This window comes from Thalassospira xiamenensis M-5 = DSM 17429, from assembly GCF_000300235.2.
Lineage (GTDB): Bacteria > Pseudomonadota > Alphaproteobacteria > Rhodospirillales > Thalassospiraceae > Thalassospira > Thalassospira xiamenensis.
Genome location: NZ_CP004388.1, coordinates 489529 through 503883, shown reverse-complemented (window position 1 = coordinate 503883; position 14355 = coordinate 489529). Strand labels below are relative to the sequence as shown.

The window sequence follows — 14355 nt, the reverse complement described above, 5'->3', positions numbered from 1 at the left end:
ATAACGGTTGTGAACAGTATCACGACATAATTTTGTTGACTAGTATGGTAGTATGCATCATGACTCAGAAAAGCAAAGAGAGATTGATGGGCGATCCCGAACAAAACGACTGGGAAATCACGCACGATCAGGCTGTCGGCCCACAGATCCATCGCATCATACGCGAACGGATCGTGTGTACGGACCTGCTTCCCGGTGTGCGCCTGTCCGAAGCAGAACTTGCAAAACATTTTAATGTCAGCCGCCAACCGGTCCGCGAAGCTTTCATCAAGCTTGCCGACGAGGGTCTTTTGGAAGTTCGTCCGCAGCGCGGAACCTATGTGCGGAAAATTTCTGTTGCCGCTGTTCTTGACGCACGATTTGTCCGCGAAGCCATTGAAGCCGACATTGCACGCTTTGTTGCAAAAGAACCTGACGACGCGTTTCTTGCCCGTCTCGAACAACTGATTTCCGATCAGCGCAAAGCAATGAAAGGCGATGCACGGTCGTTTCTGAAACTGGATCATGATTTTCATCACTGCCTGGCGGAGGCCGCAGGAAGAACATATGCGTGGAAGGTCGTTGAAGATGTCCGCGCCCAGCTCGACCGGGTACGGTATCTGAGCTACTTCCAGTTTCCGATGGACGAAATCATCGAACAGCATGTCCGAATTGTTGCGGCGATCACAGCCCGTGATCCCGAAACAGCCAGCGCAGCCATGCGTGAACACCTCCGTGAAATCCTGCATACGCTGCCTGATATTGCCCGCTCCAAAACGGAGCTTTTTGATGACGCCAATTCTGCGTTGTCATCCTGAGACGTCAACCGAACTGGGAGGAAAATATGCTTAAAAAAACGACCAAAAAACTTATGATCGCTGGTGTCGCAGCCATGATGATGAGCAGTTCTGCGATTGCGGCTGAAATGACCCTCAAACTTGGCCATCTCGCCAATGAACAGAATTCCTGGCACAAGGCTGCGGTCAAATTCGGCGAAGAACTCTCAAGCCTTACCGACGGCCGCATTGATGTTCAGGTCTTCCCGAACGAAACGCTCGGCAAGGAAATCGACCTGATCAACGGCATGCAGCTTGGTTCGGTCGACATGACCATTACCGGTGAAAGCCTTCAGAACTGGGCTCCGATGGCGGCCCTTCTGGCTGTGCCTTACGCCTATCCCACGCTAGAAGACATGGATGCGGTTGCCAGCGGCGAAATCGGTTCAAAAATCGAAGATCAGATCGTCGAAAAGGCACAGATTCGTCCGATCGCCTATTTTGCACGTGGTCCGCGTAACCTGACCTCGAACCGTGAAATCAAAAGCCCGGATGATCTCAATGGTCTGAAAATGCGCGTTCCGAACGTGCCGCTGTTCCTCGATGTCTGGAAGGCGCTTGGTGCACAGCCGACACCGATGGCCTTCTCCGAAGTCTTTACCTCGCTTCAGGCTGGCACGATTGACGCGCAGGAAAACCCGCTTGCGCTCATCGATTCCGCCAGCTTCGATGAAGTTCAGAAATTCGTGAACAAAACCGAGCATGTTCGTTCATGGATCTACCTGACCATTTCGGAAATCACCTGGAACAACCTGTCTGACGAAGACAAGGCTGCAGTGACCGAGGCCGCAAAACGCGCACAAGCTTACGAACGCGACCTGTTCGCCGCGGACGAAGAACGCCTGACCAAAGAACTTCAGGAAAAAGGCATGACCTTTGTTGAAGTCGACAAAAAGGCCTTTGCTGCAAAAGCTAAAGATGCAGTTCTCGCCAATGTTTCCGACGAAATTCGTCCGTTCGTCGAAGAACTCTTCACAAAATAAAATGTGCGGGATCGGTCACTTCGCGTGACCGATCTCTTTCCGACGGGGAAGCAACGTGTTTTTTGCCAGATTATACGCGTTCATTATCGCACTGTGTCGCATCGCAACGGGGGCTGCCTTCAGCATCCTGATGTGCACGGTTCTGATACAGGTCTTTTCGCGCACCTTCATGCCCAGCTCTCCGGTCTGGACAGAAGAACTAACGCGCTATGCCCTGCTATTTCTCGCCGCTTTCGGCGTTGGTCTCTCGTTCCGCAATGGTGAATTGGTCAATGTTGATATCGTATGCGAAATGCTACCCCTGCGCATACAGCGAGCGCTCATGTTCGTTTCAGCCGCACTAACCACTGGCTTCTGCCTGATTCTGGTATCCCCCGCATGGAGGTTCGTTTCCATCGGTGTCATGCAAACCTCGCCTGCACTCGGGGTCCGAATGGACTTTATCCACGCGACGGTATTCATCCTTCTCGTGCTGCTTAGCCTTTTCGCAACCTTGCGTATGATCCGTGTTATCGCCGGTGTATCTGACGGAAAACCCGAAGACACGACAAAGGACTTTCCATGAGCCTTGCAATCTTACTTGGCGTTTTCGCCCTCGGCCTTGTTATCGGGCTTCCCGTTGCCGTTACTTTGGGCCTGTCTTCGCTTTGTTATCTGCTCATTGAAGGCATTCCGCTCGTCGTCATCCCGCAAAAAATGTTCGCTGGGATGGACGTCTTTGTTCTGCTTTGCATCCCTGGCTTCATCCTTGCCGGGAACCTGATGAATGGGGGTGGCATCACGCCGCGCATCGTCCGGTTCGCCAATGCAATGGTGGGCTGGATGCGCGGTGGGCTGGGCCTTACCAACGTTACCGGCTCCATGCTGTTTGGTGGCATTTCTGGTACTGCGGTTGCCGATGCTGCTTCCATCGGTGGCATGATGATTCCCGGCATGGTGCGCGCCGGTTATACCCCTGCCTTTTCTGCTGCGGTGACCGCGGCCTCATCTACGGTTGGCCCGATCATCCCGCCAAGTATGCCAATGATCATCGTCGGCGCACTTTCGGGTATCTCTGTTGGCAAAATGTTCATCGCCGGAGCCATCCCGGGCATCCTGATGGGCATTGCCATGATGATTACCTGCTACATCATCGCTGTTCGTCGCAAATTCCCCCATCAGCCATGGCAGGGCTTTGGCGAACTGCTTCGCTCCTTCATAGGGGCCTTCTGGGCTCTTGCCATGACGGCACTAATCGTTGGCGGTCTGCTAAGCGGCATAGTCACGCCTACAGAAACCGCCGTCATCGCAAGCCTCTATGCCCTGATTGTTGGCTGCTTCATTTATCGTGAACTGCCACTGCGCAAGGTTCCAAAAATCATTGTCGATAGTGCCGTCACTGCGGCGGCCATTCTGGCCCTTGTAGGTTTGGCCAACGTGTTTGGCTGGATTTTGGTTTCTGAACGCATTCCCCAGATGATCTCGAATGCGGTCTTGTCCGTGACCGACAATAAATATGTCGTCATTCTACTGATCAATTTGGTGCTGCTTGTTGTCGGCATGTTCATGGAAACCATCGCAGCCCTGATCATCCTGTTTGTGCCGCTTCTGACACTGGCGACCAATGTCGGCGTTGATCCGATCCATTTTGCGGTTTTTGCCGTTCTCAACCTGATGATCGGTCTGACAACTCCGCCGGTCGGGATTTGCATGTTTATCTGCGCAAACATTGCCAAGGCACCGGTCACCACGGTGATCCGAGCCCTGATGCCGTTCCTTCTGACGAACATCCTGATCCTGTTTCTTGTTTCCTATATCCCGGCGCTGTCAACCTGGCTGCCGTCCCTGATGGAGTAATCTATGCAAACACGTGTTTGCCGTCTGTATGGCCAAGACGATCTGCGGATCGAAACTGAAAACGCCCCTGCTTCCGCCCATGACGAAGTTCTTATCCGCGTCGGGGCCGGCGGTGTGTGTGGTTCGGATATGCATTATTATTTCGAAGGCGGTATCGGCCAGATCCGCGTGCGCGAACCGATCATTCTGGGCCACGAAGCTGCTGGGACGATTGTTGCACTTGGCTCCGATGTTACCGGGTTTGCCATCGGACAAAAGGTCGCGATCAATCCAAGTCACCCATGCGGCACTTGCTGCTATTGCAAGAAAAACCTGCAGCAGCATTGCCTGAACATGAAGTTCTTCGGCTCTGCAATGCCAATGCCCCATATTCAGGGAGCATTCCGTGATCTGGTCAATGTCCGGCAAGACCAGTGCTTTGCGATCAGCAATCAAACAGATATCGGCCATGCCGCCTGTGCAGAACCACTGGCAGTCTGTCTGCATGCCGTGGCGCGTGCTGGCGACCTTTCGGGGAAAAAGGTTCTGATTACCGGGGCTGGCCCGATTGGAAGCCTTTGTGCCGCCGCGGCCAAACGTGCCGGGGCCAGTGAAATTGTTGTTACCGATTTGCAGGATTTCGCGCTGAATGTTGCGCAGCAAATGGGTGCAACCCGCACCATCAATATCGCCAATGCCGCGGACGACCTGAAAGCCTATGAACAGGACAAAGGTCAGTTTGACGTTTGTCTGGAATGTTCGGCAGCCCCGGCGGCATTGCGGTCTGCAATCAGTGTTTTGCGGCCGCAGGGTATTCTGGTTCAGGTCGGGGTTGCAGGTGAAATCCCTGTCCCCTTCAACCCGCTGGTCGCCAAGGAAATCACGATCACCGGAACCTTCAGATTCCACGCGGAATTTGCCGATGCTGTGCGCCTGATTGACAGTGGCGACATAAATGTCACCCCAATCATCACCCAAACCTATCCGATTGAAACCGCACAAGAAGCGTTTGAAGTCGCACGAGATCGAAGCAAATCGGTTAAAGTTCAATTGTCTTTCGCCAATTGAATTTGCTTCCTGTTTATCCGAATACCAAGAAGGCTGTGGCATTATTCATGTCACAGCCTTCTTCATGAGGCCCCCTAGTTAGGCCGTGATGAAACGTCTGGCAGGTTAGCCATCTTGTCAAACACCGGCACGCGGCTGAAGATTGATGTGCGTCACATTCTAGGACGACTTGTTAAATTGTCGTCCTTGGGCAAAAGAGACGTTTGACTTGCCGGATGAAGACAATTCCGACAGAACTAAGCAAATGAACAATGCGCGTTGGTAAAACCAGCGCATGGGAGGCGCTAAGTGTCCGGTTTCCATTGGTCGCGCAATCAGCGTATGAGTTTGGTTGGCCGATACACGCTTTTATCGGTCGGCGTTGTCATATGTGCGCTTGTCGCACTGAGCTTCTTTTATCAGCGTTTTTCCAATGAACTGATTGACCGCCTGACGGGTGAGCGCCTGAGCGCGCAGGTTGCAGCAACATCAAACAAACTTTCCGCATTTCTGGACGCCCGCATTTATCAATTGGTGACCCTGTCAAACCACCCGGCGTTACCGGCCTTCATTGATGCGCCAAATTCACCGCAGGCAGAAGAGGCGCTTGCATTGCTGCGGGTCGAGGCGGATTCACCTGATTTGTATGGCGTGCTATTTTTTGACTGGAATGATAATCTGGACAGACTGGTTGCCGGGCAAGCCGCGTCCGGCCCGCCATATTGGTCCAAAACCGGTTGGGATATCCGGGGTCTTCCCCGCGTCGAACATGAAGGTATCGAATTCATCGGGCCGCAACTGCCCGAAAATGGGAATTCCGGCTGGATTTTGATGCGTCAGCATATTCGCGATAACGGGCTCGGCCAGAATACGTCTGTTGCGCTTCATATGCGTCTTGCATCCCTGACCGAACTCCTTGTCAGTGCTGGTGTTGCCGGGGTGATTGAACCGCTTTTGCGAACGCCAGGTGGTGTTGTTCTGGACCCAACGGGCCGTCCGGCCGAAGTCACCGGTGAACTGATTGAAGGCCCCAGCATTCTTCCGGGCTGGAATATCGTCATGAGTGTTCATCCAGGCACCATTTTGCAACCGATTGATCAGACCCGGTTTTGGCTTTATGTCACAGCGACCCTTATAATCCTGGTCATTCTGGCAATCTTTTTTGCCCTATCGCGCAGCCTGCGGCGAAGGGTTGATACACTGGTTCAGGGCGCGCACAGCATTGCATCGGGCGATCTATATTACCGTCTGCCCGAAGGCCGCCGCCGTGATGAAATCAGCACGGTTGCCAAAGCATTCAACACCATGGCATGGCAGCTTAAAGACCTGATTGACCGAACCGTTCGCGCCGAAAAACTTGCAGTACTTGGACAGTTTGCAACGGGCGTTGCCCACGAAGTTCGCAATCCATTGGCCACGATGAAAACCACCGTTCAGGCCCTCACCCGCAAGGAACAGGATGGTGAACGCAAGGTCTTGCTTGACGACATGGGCCATCAGATTGATCGCCTTTCACGCGTGGTGAACGATCTTCTGGCTTATGGACGCCCGGGAGAGGCCAATCTGCAAAATGCCGAAGTTCGCGAGCTGTTTCGTCAGTCTTCCCGCGTTCTTGAACCGATTGCCAAAGAAGCGAATGTCCGGTTTTACACCAGCGGCGATTCCGGGCTGAAGCTTCATATCGACCCGGATCAGGTTTTGCAGGTTCTGCTTAATCTTGGCATCAATGCCATTCAGGCCTGTAAGGTCGGCGGCACCGTAGGTTTGCGGGCAGAACAGAACGAAGAGTGGGTAGAAATCCGCGTCACAGACGATGGCGCGGGCATCCCCAAACAGCATTTGCTTGACGTGGTACAACCATTTTTTACCATGAAAAGCAAAGGGACCGGTCTTGGCCTGACGATCAGCCAGCAGCTCGTCGAGGCCAATCAAGGTACCATTCATATTGAAAGCGCCCCGCAAGAGGGCACGACAATTACATTGAAGTTCCTCGCCGCAAAAGCAGGAACTTCCGAGGAGGAATATCCCGAAAATGTCCCAGAAGATCAGAATACTGATCGTCGACGATGAGGAATCGTTCGTTCGTTCTTTGAGTTTTGCACTGAGAACAGAAGGTATGGACGTCACGGGCGTTCATTCCGGCGAAGATGCCTTTCTCGAAGTTCGGAAGAACCAGTTCGACATTATCCTGCTTGATCTGCGCCTGCCCGGCGCCGATGGCATGGAGGTCCTGAACAGTATCCGTAATCTTGACATTGATATACCTGCGATCATGATCTCGGCGCATGGCGATACCCGTGCGGCAGTCAAGGCCGTCAAGCTTGGGGCCGCAGACTATCTTAGCAAGCCGTTCGAACTTGATGAGCTGATCCACACGATCAATACGGTTCTGGATCAAAATCAGACGGCGCTGGAACTGGAATATCATCGTAAACGCGATGTTCCGGCCAACGGCCTGATCGGCGATTGCACAGTCATGAGCAACCTGCGCACCACTATTGAACGCGTCGCCAAAAGTAGTGCCAGCCGTATTCTTTTGCTGGGAGAGTCCGGCACTGGCAAGGCATTGGTCGCACGTGCAATCCATGGCGAAAGCCCACGATCATCGCGGGCCTTCATCGAGGTGAACTGCGCAGCATTGCCCGAGCAACTGATTGAGTCCGAACTCTTTGGCGCGGAAAAAGGCTCCTATACAGGTGCCCATCAGAAACGTACCGGTCTGGTAAAGCTCGCAGATGGTGGCAGCCTGTTTCTCGACGAGATCGGCGAACTTCCGCTGGCTCTGCAGGCGAAATTCCTGCACTTTCTGGAAAATGGTGCTTATCGCCCGGTTGGCAGCGAGCATTCGGCATCGGCCGATGTGCGTGTGATTGCGGCAACCAACCGCGACCTTGCCGAAGAAGTCCGTCTAGGCAATTTCCGCGAAGACCTGTTCTATCGGTTGAATGTCATTACCATTGATATCCCGGCCCTTCGGGAACGGGGTGACGACATCATCAAACTGGTCGAACATTTTGCCGATAAACAGGCAAAGGCCGAGGGATGCCAACCGATCAAGTTTGCACTGGAAACGGTTGATATTTTGCTTGCACATCGCTGGCGCGGGAATGTACGCGAACTCAAGAACCTGATCGAACGGCTGACCATTTTGTATCCGGCAAAGATGATTTACCCGGAACTCCTGCCTGCCGAATTTCATGAAGACGAGTTGCATGACGAACGGGAACCCCATCAGCCCGCAAGCTCTAACGCGCCGCAATTGCAGGATCGCCTTGATACCACGGAACGCACTCTGGTGCGGGACGCGCTTGATCGGGCAAACGGGCACAAGGGCCGGGCGGCAGAAATCCTTGGCATTTCGCGACACGCCTTAAAGCGAAGGTTGCAAAGACTGGGACTGCAATAACAAAAAGGGCGGTTCCGGCCATTCACGAAATCAAAAGCCATTGAGCGAAAACCGCTCAATGGCTTCTTCCGTTCGGAGCGCCAACCGCTCATAACCGCGCGCATTGTTTGTGAGCGCCCGCACATCCATCGCACAAAACCGCAATCTCCCTGCCTTTTTCCTTTTAGTGATCAGTTGGCACAGCCTTTGCCAATCAGTGGGACAAAGGTACAAACACGAATGGAACAACCATTCGTAGGGAGGATACATCATGGAGATGCTCAAACGCCCGGTTTCCGGGTGCATCACCATAATTATTGCCACGTTCACAATGCTTGTCGCCAATAGCGCACAAGCCGAACGTTTTGAGCTGGGTGCATCAGCCAAAGAAGCGGATGCGGTGATCGGCTGTTTGTACCCCATGACCGGTCGATCAGCGACCTATGGTCGAGACAGCATCGTCGGCATTCAAATCGCACTTGATGACCTTGCCGCTGAAACCAAGGCAGGACTAACCCCACCAAAACTTCGCATCATTGCCGATGATCCGCGATCAAAGGCTTCTTATGCCGTGCGTTTGGCACAGGACTTCATCGCCAAGGATAAAGCCCGGTTTTTCTGCGGGATCGTATCATCAGGCGTTGCCCACGCAGTAAGCGACCTTGCCCGTCAGGAAAAAGTCATCATGATCGGAACCGATCATGCATCTTCTCGGCTCAGCATCGAAGCCGGTCATGATTATTATTTCCGGGTCACAAATGACAGCTGGACCAGCATGGCCGCAGGGGCGCGCTATCTGCGCGACATTCAAAAGGAAACTGGCTGGAAACGGCTGGCCTTTGTGGGGCCCGACTATGATTATGGGCATGTTTCCTGGACGGACTTGCAACTGGCACTCGATGGCCTTGGTGTTGAATATGAAACCGTCAGCGCATTATGGCCCAAGCTCTATGAGCCGGACTATTCGATCTATATCAATGCCCTGCAATCGGCGAAGCCGGACGTCGTTGTCACCGCACTTTGGGGTGGAGATTTCATTGCCTTCATCAAACAGGCATCAACGACCCGTTTCTTTGAAACCACCCGTCTGGCCAATTTTGATACCGGTGCCAATTACGATGTGATGATGGCGCTGGGTAATCAGCCCTATCCCGGCCTGATCCTTTCGGCTCGTCATCACAATAATTGGCCAGAAACCGGACGTAACAAACGATTTGTCGCGCAATTCCATCACCTGACCGGTCGTTATCCGACTTATGCCGCCGAGGGTGCCTATACCGGCATTATTGCAATTGCGCGTGCCATCGAAAAGGCGGGCGGCTCAGACGATGACAGGGCACTGATCACCGCACTCGAAGGGTTGCAACTGGCCCTGCCCGAAGACCCGCCGGGCTTTGCATCCTATATCGATCCCGACACCCACCAGATTGTCCAGGCGCAAGCCGTGGGCACGGTCGTCCATAACGAAGATTTTCCGCCATCGAAACTGATGGTGGGAAATTGGGCGATCTATGACGCCGAAGACCTCAAACCGTCAAAAGAGATGGTCAAACGCCGCCGCGATGCCGTGGCCGGTGGGTCTGAGGCTGTTCCACCGCCATCTCCATAGACCTTTCCCAAGGGAGGAAAAAAGTGAAGAATAATAAAACAACTTTCAGCAATTATCTGGTTTCGGGCGTCGCTGCCCTTGCCTTGACGGTCGGCCTTGCATCAGCTGCATCGGCTGCCGAAAACGGCAAATTCCGCGTCGGCATCGTCACCTTCCTGTCTGGCCCGGCTGCTGGTCCGTTTGGCGTTCCTTCTGCGAATGCCGCCAAAATTCTTGTCGAAGCGCTTAACAAGGGAGAGGTACCGGCACCTTATAACAAGCTTGGCATCAATGGGGCGGAAATCGAAGCAGTTATTATTGATGAGGCTGGTGGTGCAACCAAGCAGGTTGAAGAATACCGCAACCTTGTCCAGCGCCAAAAAGTTGATGCCGTGATCGGCTATGTGTCTTCGGGTGATTGCCTCGCAGTTGCTCCTGTAGCAGAAGAACTGAAAACCTTCACTATTGCGTATGATTGCGGCACTCCCCGCCTGTTTGCGGATAACCCCGATGCACAATATATGTTCCGTACCGGCCTTGATGCATCGGTCGACAATATCGGTGCCGTTCGCTATCTCAAAGCAACCCGTCCGGACGTAACCCGTCTGTCAGGTATTCAGCAGAACTATTCCTGGGGTCAGGACAGCTGGGCTGACTTTACGGCTGCAGCGGCAAAACTGCTGCCGGAATCAGAAATCGTCGAAGAACAGTTCCCAAAAATCTATCAGGGCCAGTATGGCGCAGAAATCTCTGCCCTGTCGGTCAAACGTCCGGAAATCGTCCACAGCTCCTTCTGGGGTGGCGACATGGAAGCCCTGGTTCTTCAGGCAAATGCCCGTGGCCTTCTTGAAGACGCCACCGGTTTGCTAACCTGCGGTGAAGCGAGCCTTGCCACCTATAAAGATCAGGCACCAAATGGCATGATCATTGGTGCGCGCGGTCCGTTCGGTGCATTTGCGCCGGACAACGCCCTGAACACCTGGTTCAAGGGTGCTTATAACGCCGCCTATGATCTTGATCCGGTTTACCCGGCAACCAAGATGGCACAAGCGATCCTCGGCCTGAAATTTGCCGCTGAAAATGCAGGCCTTGCCGACAAGGAAATCCCGACCGCAGATCAGCTTGCGACGGGCCTCAAGGGGGCAACCTTTGAATCCGTTTCGGGTACTGTCGAAATGGCGCGCGGCAATGGTCATCAGGCGATGCAGGGCATCACCTATGGCGAATACCACTATGAAGACGGCAAGGCGTCCATCGTCAATACCGTTTCATTCTCAGGCGAATGCGTAACTCCGCCAGAAGGCGTTTCTGCCGCAGACTGGATTGCCCAGGGCTTCCCGGGCGCTCAGTGTAACTAAACGCAATCTTCCTGCGATGCGGGCATCTCTTTTGCGGGATGCCCGCCCTTTTCCCTGCACACTGGATATTTGTGATGACAAGTCTTCTTGCCGTCCTGATTGATGGCTCGATCTATGCATCGTGGCTGTTTCTCGTGGCCGCTGGCCTGACCGTGATTTATGGGGTGATGCGCATCCTGAACATGGCGCACGGCAGCTTCTATGCCATTGGCGCCTATTCGGCAGCATCCCTTGTTGGCTGGTATTTCAACAACGGTATCGGCCCGGCCTGGATCAGTTATCTTTTGCTGATTGGTGCGGCACTGGTTGCCGGACTGATTGTCGGCGTGATCCTTGAACGCGGATTGCTGCGCCTGATGTACGGCCGCGACGAAATCCTGATGGTGATCATTACCTATGCGCTTTTGCTTATCCTTGAAGACACGATGAAAATCGTCTGGGGGGTCAATCCGTATTTCGCCTATCAGCCCTATTCCGAACTCGGCCGAACGTCTTTTGGACTGCTTAAGGTTTCGAATTACGACCTGTCACTGGTCGGGGTTTCGGCCGTCATTGGCCTTGTTTTGTGGGGACTGCTCGAACGCACCAATACCGGCAAGGTATTGCGCGCGGTGATCCATGACCGCGAGATCGCGGTGGCGATGGGCGTTAATGTCCGCCTCATGTTCACCATCACCTTTGTCATCGGTACCATCCTTGGTGCACTTGCCGGTGCGCTGACCGCACCTGCCATCTCGGTTGTGCCGGGTATCGGGATTGAAGTCATCGTTCTGGCCTTTGCCGTGGTCGTGATTGGTGGACTTGGCAGCATCGGCGGTGCCGCGGTTGGTGCCCTTCTGGTTGGATTGAGCCGCGCCGCTGCCGTTCATTATGCCCCTGAATTCGAACTTTTCGTCATTTACGGCGTGATGTCGCTGGTTCTGGCGTTCCGCCCCGAAGGCCTTTTTGGCCGTACTTTGGCGAGGAAAATCTGACATGCGCTTCGATAAAACTGAGATCTCGCTTGCTGCAATTGCGATTGCCTGCGTGCTGTTCGGGTTTGTATCGCCCGGCTGGCTGATCTTCCTTTTGACCATCGCCTTTGCCAAAGCCCTCGTTGTGCAAGGCGTTGTCATGCAGATGCGCTCCGGCCTGGTATCGTTTGGCCAGGGCCTATTTTACTGCATTGGTGGATATACCGTCGGCATGGGTGGCCAGTTCTTTGGCATCCATGATGCAATTGCTGCCCTGGCCCTTGGCATGCTGGTGGCAATTGCGGTTGCCATGTTGCTGGGGCTGTTGCTGACCCGATATCGGGACATCTTCTTTGCGATGCTGTCGCTGGCATTTTCGATGATCCTGTTCGGCATCCTTGTCAAAAGCCCTGAACTGGGCAGTACGGACGGATTTAACGTGCATAACTGGACCGTCTTTGGCTGGGCACCAGAAGGCGGCGAAGGCAGTCAGCTTACTGTCTTCACCCTGACCGTTCTGGCAGGTCTGGTCATTGCCGTTCTGATCCACCGTTATACCAAGGCCGGGATCGGCGTGATCTGCGAAGCCGTTCGCGAAAACGAAGTCCGCGTTGAATATCTTGGTCTCTCGCCGCGCTGGCTGCTGTACGGCAACTATGTCTGTGCCGCTGCAGTTTCCTCACTTGGCGGTGGATTGACTGCCCTGGCCACCGGGCATGTCGACCCTGAAATGGCCTATTGGACCACATCGGGCGAATTTATCTTTATCGCTCTTCTCGGCGGGTTGGGTCATGTCGCCGCTCCGTTCATTGCTGCCGTGGTTTTCTCGGTCGTGCGGACCTATGCAATCGAACTGGTTCCCCATACCTGGCAGATGATCCTCGGATTTACCCTTTTGGGTGTCATCGTCTTCCTGCCTAAAGGGCTCTGGAGCCTAGTATCGCGGAAAAAGTCAGGAGAACGTGCATGACTGTCATTCTTGAAACCAGATCGCTAAACAAGGAATTTGGGGCGGTCATCGCCGCAAAGGACCTTGATGTCCGGATTTCCAAAGGTGAAATCGTTGGCGTCATCGGGTCCAACGGCGCGGGCAAGACAACCTTCATCAATATGGTGACCGGTTATCTTAAGCCGACCCGTGGTGAAATACAGTTTAACGGCAAGTCTATTCTTGGCCGTTCGCCACGTGCCATCACCCGTGCTGGCATGGCACGTTCATTTCAGGTTGCACAACTATTTCCTGAAATGACGGTAATCGACAATCTGATCGTTGCCCTTGCCGCTGCCGAAAGTCCACGCCCAAGCTTCCTGAGCCCGCTTCGCAGCGACAAACGCATCGCACGGGCCGAAGACATCCTGCGTGAATTCGGTGTCGAAAATTATCGTGATTCATTGGTGACGGCAGTTCCGCAAGGTGCACGCAAACTGGTGGATATCGCCATGGCCCTGATTGGCAATCCGCAGATGCTTTTGCTGGATGAACCGACCAGTGGCGTCAGCATGGATGAGAAAACCGCCCTGATGGACACCGTGATGAATGCCGTCCGCCAGCATGGTGTGACAGTGCTGTTTGTTGAACATGACATGGATGTGGTCGAACGTTACGTTTCGCGTGTTCTGGCCTTCTATAGCGGTGAAATCATCGCCGACGGCAACCCGTCGGCGGTTCTTGCCGAAGAACGCGTGCGTGATCTCGTGACCGGCCATCGTCCCACTCACAAAAAGGGGAATGGCGCATCATGACGCTTGAAATCAAGAACCTGAATGTTTCAATCGGCAACATTCCGATCCTGCGTGATGTTTCTCTGACCGTTCCGTCCGGGCAGATGTTTGGTCTGATCGGTCATAATGGTGCAGGCAAAACCACATTGATGCGTGCCATCATGGGATTGCTTGAGGCCGACGATGGTTCCATTACCTTTGATGGCAAGGATCTGCGCAAAACGGCTGATTTTGGTCGGGCAAAAGGCGGTATCAGTTACATGCCCGAAGACCGCCGCCTGATCCCGTCACTTACGGTTGAGGAAAATATTCTTCTGCCTGCATGGGCCAACGGCATTGCCGATGCCAGGGAACGTCTGGAATGGGTTTATGACCTGCTTCCGGAAATTGCGCAGTTCCGGGCGCGCCGCGCCTTACAGCTTTCAGGGGGACAGCAAAAGCTGGTCGCACTTGGCCGCGCCCTTATGCCGGGCCGGAAGTTGTTGCTGCTTGATGAACCGTTCGAAGGTGTTGCCCCGGTTCTGTCACGCCGCCTGTCCGAAGTCATTTCCAACCTTGGCAGCAGCGGTTTGTGCGTCCTGATTTCCGAGTCAGATGACACCCATTCCGCCGATCTGGTGACAGGCAGCTACCGCATCGAACGCGGCACAGTTTCCCCATCAGCAACCCAGTTCGCCTGAACCGGCCAA

The 14355-nt window shown here is 54.0% G+C and carries 13 protein-coding genes; all 13 read left to right on the top strand.

Features of this window, described 5'->3' with window-relative positions:
* The first annotated feature begins 86 nt into the window (after positions 1-86).
* Complete coding sequence (locus tag TH3_RS02320) at positions 87-797, top strand: GntR family transcriptional regulator (RefSeq protein ID WP_007089006.1); 711 nt, start codon at positions 87-89, stop codon at positions 795-797.
* Between the two features lie 26 nt (positions 798-823).
* Complete coding sequence (locus TH3_RS02315) at positions 824-1798, top strand: TRAP transporter substrate-binding protein (RefSeq protein WP_007089007.1); 975 nt, start codon at positions 824-826, stop codon at positions 1796-1798.
* A 55-nt stretch (positions 1799-1853) separates the two neighbouring features.
* On the top strand, positions 1854-2363 hold the full coding sequence (locus TH3_RS02310) for a TRAP transporter small permease (protein ID WP_007089008.1): 510 nt from the start codon (positions 1854-1856) through the stop codon (positions 2361-2363).
* Positions 2360-3634, top strand: a complete 1275-nt coding sequence (locus TH3_RS02305; RefSeq protein WP_007089009.1) for a TRAP transporter large permease — start codon at positions 2360-2362, stop codon at positions 3632-3634. Before TH3_RS02310 ends, TH3_RS02305 begins: the two co-directional genes overlap by 4 nt.
* Before the next feature lie 3 nt (positions 3635-3637).
* A complete protein-coding gene (locus tag TH3_RS02300) occupies positions 3638-4681 on the top strand; it encodes an L-idonate 5-dehydrogenase (RefSeq protein ID WP_007089010.1) in 1044 nt (347 codons plus the stop codon).
* 288 nt (positions 4682-4969) lie between these two features.
* Entirely contained in the window at positions 4970-6730 is a 1761-nt protein-coding gene (locus TH3_RS02295) for a sensor histidine kinase (RefSeq protein WP_007089011.1), read from the top strand.
* Positions 6693-8066 carry a sigma-54-dependent transcriptional regulator gene (locus TH3_RS02290; protein WP_040059463.1) on the top strand — a complete coding sequence of 458 codons (1374 nt, stop codon included), beginning with the start codon at positions 6693-6695 and terminating at the stop codon, positions 8064-8066. Before TH3_RS02295 ends, TH3_RS02290 begins: the two co-directional genes overlap by 38 nt.
* Positions 8067-8316: 250 nt before the next feature.
* Complete coding sequence (locus TH3_RS02285; protein WP_007089014.1) at positions 8317-9654, top strand: ABC transporter substrate-binding protein; 1338 nt, start codon at positions 8317-8319, stop codon at positions 9652-9654.
* A gap of 23 nt (positions 9655-9677) precedes the next feature.
* Positions 9678-10991: an ABC transporter substrate-binding protein gene (locus TH3_RS02280; protein ID WP_007089015.1), complete on the top strand. Its 1314-nt coding sequence runs from the start codon at positions 9678-9680 to the stop codon at positions 10989-10991.
* Positions 10992-11065: 74 nt separating this feature from the next.
* On the top strand, positions 11066-11965 hold the full coding sequence (locus TH3_RS02275; protein ID WP_007089016.1) for a branched-chain amino acid ABC transporter permease: 900 nt from the start codon (positions 11066-11068) through the stop codon (positions 11963-11965).
* 1 nt (position 11966) lies between these two features.
* Positions 11967-12914, top strand: coding sequence for a branched-chain amino acid ABC transporter permease (locus tag TH3_RS02270; RefSeq protein WP_007089017.1), 948 nt, complete (start codon positions 11967-11969; stop codon positions 12912-12914).
* On the top strand, positions 12911-13687 hold the full coding sequence (locus TH3_RS02265) for an ABC transporter ATP-binding protein (protein WP_007089018.1): 777 nt from the start codon (positions 12911-12913) through the stop codon (positions 13685-13687). Before TH3_RS02270 ends, TH3_RS02265 begins: the two co-directional genes overlap by 4 nt.
* A complete protein-coding gene (locus tag TH3_RS02260; RefSeq protein ID WP_007089019.1) occupies positions 13684-14346 on the top strand; it encodes an ATP-binding cassette domain-containing protein in 663 nt (220 codons plus the stop codon). Before TH3_RS02265 ends, TH3_RS02260 begins: the two co-directional genes overlap by 4 nt.
* Positions 14347-14355: the final 9 nt, after the last annotated feature.